This is a genomic window from Alteromonas profundi (assembly GCF_010500865.1).
GTDB lineage: Bacteria > Pseudomonadota > Gammaproteobacteria > Enterobacterales > Alteromonadaceae > Alteromonas > Alteromonas profundi.
In genome coordinates this window covers 1-3,642 of the sequence record NZ_JAAAWN010000061.1, presented here as the reverse complement: position 1 = coordinate 3,642, position 3,642 = coordinate 1, and the positions used below count along the sequence as shown (strand labels likewise).

Annotated in this window: 4 protein-coding genes and 1 pseudogene; 1 reads left to right on the top strand and 4 read right to left on the bottom strand. The window is 41.8% G+C overall.

Annotated features, from left to right (window positions below; genetic code table 11):
- Positions 1–120 precede the first annotated feature (120 nt).
- Positions 121–522: pseudogene (locus GTH32_RS18990) on the top strand (helix-turn-helix domain-containing protein); the annotation flags it as partial.
- Positions 523–619: 97 nt separating this feature from the next.
- Here the strand turns inward: GTH32_RS18990 and GTH32_RS18985 are convergent.
- The 4 genes from GTH32_RS18985 to GTH32_RS18970 all read right to left on the bottom strand — a co-directional run.
- The gene (locus tag GTH32_RS18985) at positions 620–1,207 is read right to left on the bottom strand and encodes a hypothetical protein (protein WP_163088745.1); all 588 of its coding nucleotides are present in this window, start codon (positions 1,205–1,207) and stop codon (positions 620–622) included.
- A 120-nt stretch (positions 1,208–1,327) separates the two neighbouring features.
- Positions 1,328–1,897, bottom strand: a complete 570-nt coding sequence (locus tag GTH32_RS18980; protein WP_163088743.1) for a recombinase family protein — start codon at positions 1,895–1,897, stop codon at positions 1,328–1,330.
- A gap of 187 nt (positions 1,898–2,084) precedes the next feature.
- A complete protein-coding gene (locus GTH32_RS18975) occupies positions 2,085–3,158 on the bottom strand; it encodes a DEAD/DEAH box helicase (RefSeq protein WP_246223323.1) in 1,074 nt (357 codons plus the stop codon).
- Between the two features lie 223 nt (positions 3,159–3,381).
- The coding region (locus tag GTH32_RS18970) for an ATP-binding protein (protein WP_163088742.1) at positions 3,382–3,642 on the bottom strand (261 nt) is incomplete at its 5' end.

The window sequence follows — 3,642 nt, the reverse complement described above, 5'->3', positions numbered from 1 at the left end:
TTCTAATTTGATTGCAGCAGAATACGTTGCACGTTTTAATTTCGTCATTTTTTCACCCAAATTTGTATGCTTATTAGCATAACATTTCTTTCTTAATGGGTGGCCAAATTAACTATGCCACTACAATCAGAAGACTTGGCAATACAGAAGAAACTTGAAGTATTAGCGTTAATCGAAAAGCTTGGAAGTGTCAGCGCTGCATCGCGCCAAAGTGGCGTATCACGGGACACTATTCATCGACACTTAAGACTGGTTAAGCAAGGTGGCCCTGCCGCACTAAAACGCCAAGAAACACCTGATCTGCGTCACAAAAACTGTGTGGATAAGGCGATAGAAGACGCCGTTGTGCAATTCTCAATTGAACACCCTCACCTTGGTCAGCAGAAAGTCGCGATAAAGCTCAGTGAAGCCCTAGGTGTTGAAATTAGCGCGGGCGGTGTGCGTAGCATTTGGCTAAGAAACAATATGAATACCACCGCATTGCGAGTCGAAAAATCTAATGCTCTGGCTGAATCGGCATAAAAGATAGCCAGTTTAGCAACTGGCTGATATGCTATTTACGACAAAATCGCTCGGTAATTAGACCGACATAATCCCTTGGTAATCACACCAATCCATCTTATGTTTTTGTCTCACCGAAACTTCTTCTATAAAGGCTATATAGCTCATCAACTATGGGCTGCATCTCAAACCGTAAGCCTAAAGACTCAAAAGTTCCTGAGTCTGTGAAAAATGCTCTGAAGAAATGATATGGAACATTATCTCTCACCATTTCTGGCCCTACATAAGCGGGGAAAATTCTACCAACGATTGGTTTTGACCAGAGGTACTTGTCTATATTTTCATCCAAGTGTTCAAGATGGTTCCGAAGGTCTTTATTCTTGAGCACACTGTTATTTGAGACATCAAAAACTTTTCTTAGATTTTGTGCTCTTTTCCTATGGATCTTATGCTGCCCTTTGTTTGTTTCCCAAAAATACTTCGCCAAGTTTGCCGTGTGAACAAGCATATTTTGCACTGCATCAAGAATTGCATCTGTAGCAACAGACAACTTTTCTTCCGTATCCGCCTCTCCTAAAATATTGGTAACAGATTCAACAGAATATATTGCGGACTCCAAGTTAAATCTAATTGCTTGACTGTAAAATGATAAGTGCGGAGGTTGAATCCCGTCATATAAGTCGATGTATTCTTTTTTATCTTCCATTAATGTCTTCACATAAAACAGTTTTCACGCACAGTTTCGTAGATGAGGTGATGCCACAATCGCCAAACTCCGAGCTCAATGTTGCATCTGGAACTTGATACTAAGTGCTGTCGTTATTTTCTAATCTAAACACTTAATAGCAGTTTTATTAAGCGCTTTATCGAGTGTGGGGCGGCTTACCCCAAAATGTTCTGCTATTTCGGCCTTAGTCACATCAGGATCGAGTAACATCGCATGCGCTTTTCTTATGTCTGAAGGGGTCAGTTTGGCTTTGCGCCCGCCTTTTCGGCCCCTGGCCCTGGCAGCCGCAAGCCCAGCCTTGGTTCGCTCGGAAATTATGCGCCTTTCAAAATGCGCGATTGAACCAATCATATGAAAAGCCAACTCACCCACTGCCGTCGTGGTATCAATGCTCTCATTCAAACTAATAAACTGAACACCTTGCTGTTTAAATTCATCAAGGAGCTCAATTAAATCTTTCAAGCTTCGACCCAAGCGATCGAGTCGTTGAACAACAACCACGTCACCGGCACGAAGAGAGTCGGTCATTCGTTCTAGTTCAGGTCTTGGGCGAGACTTACCACTACCTTTTTCTTGGTAGATTCTTTCGCATCCAGCTTCTTGTAATGCATCTAGCTGAGCACTGTCGGATTGTTCGTCCGTACTGACTCGCGCATAACCGATTTTCATTCTGTAATTCAAAAAAAGGTAGGTTTTCTTTACATAGATTAATTTACGAGTTTAGTTACGCACGGGCAAGTAAAATTCGCCAACAATCTGGGAAGGCTTGTGAGCCGAAACAAACGGTCGTTTTCTTTTCATTTATAGTTTTTCATTTGCAACAAACCTTTTAGCACTGAAAAAGTGTAGATCAGATTTACAACATGAAAATTTTCTGCCGGAAGCGACCAAATGAGTCTATTGTCGAGTCGTACCATAAAGGAAGCAGATCGTTACGAAGACCCTCATCGAATTCCTTTTCGGCAACGGTTTTAGTAATTACTTGTGGATTGAAGCATAGAGAAGAGTCACCAATTAATACGCGTGACCTCGTAAAATCCAAATCATCTATATTTGAAGAGTTCAGAACTGCACAATGTGGTACTTCTCCAGCAACTCTACTTGCAAATTCGAGTAAGCGAGGGTGCGCTGGAGTGATAAAATACCCCATTTCGCGATCATTATTTTGCGCTCTTAAAACTCGCCCCAACACTTGCCTGAAGTAGAGTTCCGTTGTTACTAGTGAGAGATAGCAACAGACTCGTAAGCGGGGAATATTTGTTCCTTCGCTTATCATGCCAATCGAGATAATCCATTTTTCATTACTTCTTTTGAAATTTTGAATCAACCGTTCAGGTTCACTTTCTTGGTATGTCACAACTTTGCTATATTCACCAAGTTGACTTAACAAATATTGGATTTTTTTAGCGTGAGAGATCGATGATGCAACGATTAAGCCTCCTGCATCTTCAGCAATTAATCGTTCTTTGTTCAATCGAACAATCCCACGCTCCAGTGTTTCCCGTAAAACCTCATCATGGAAAATGATTTCTGAGTATGGAAGGGTACTATCTTCTAAAAACTTGGTTATCGATTGAAAATTTTCTTTACCGCCATCCTCAATAACAGTAATAAGCTCGTTATCTACAAGAGTGAGATGCGGAACGCGACAAACGCCATCTTTGATAGCCTGCTTTAGATCATAGCTGTAATCTACGTGTAAACGACCATGCTCACCTATGTAATTTGCAAGAGCAATGGGAATAGTGTCGCTTCTCCAAGGAGTTCCAGTCAACGCTATGGTATAAACTGCTCGCCCTTGAATATGCTTTAAAATCTCTGCCCCCCAGGCATTGGCATTTTCAATTTGGTTACCTGCACAGTGATGTATTTCATCAAAAATCACAAACACTCGGTAGCTACTCAAAAGCTGCCAAAACGTATCGTCCAAATGCCTCATACTTTGGTAAGTCAGTGATGAACCTATTGCGCCAAGTCCACCACAAAAACGTTTTCCAGTTATCGCTTCAAGTTCAACTCTAAAGTCATTTGCTACGACAGTCGACGGAGAAAAGCATAAAACGAAGTCGACTTTTGCGTATTTCGGTGAATCCGGTCGGTCGTTTCGGTTTTATCCGATCACTTTTTCTTCTTCTTTTTCGTCCTTGCCAGTTTTACCTTAAGTGATCGGATTGGTCTAGTTTTCTCATCGATTCGCCAGCCAGTTCAATTCGATGGCTGTTGTGCAGTAAACGGTCGAGTAATGCATCTGCCACGGTGGGGTTATTGATGAGTTTGTACCATTCGTTAACGGGCAACTGGCTAGCGATAATGGTGCTGGTGTTTTGATATCGTTCTTCCATCACGTCAAGTAAGTCATTGGCCTGTCTTGCACTCATTTTTTCCATTCCCCAGTCATCTAGGATGAGCAGCTT

What these genes read in the sequence shown, in the direction of transcription:
- GTH32_RS18985 (WP_163088745.1), bottom strand. Translation starts at nt 1,207, where the DNA reads ATGGAAGATAAAAAAGAATACATCGACTTATATGACGGGATTCAACCT.
- GTH32_RS18980 (WP_163088743.1), bottom strand. Translation starts at nt 1,897, where the DNA reads ATGAAAATCGGTTATGCGCGAGTCAGTACGGACGAACAATCCGACAGT.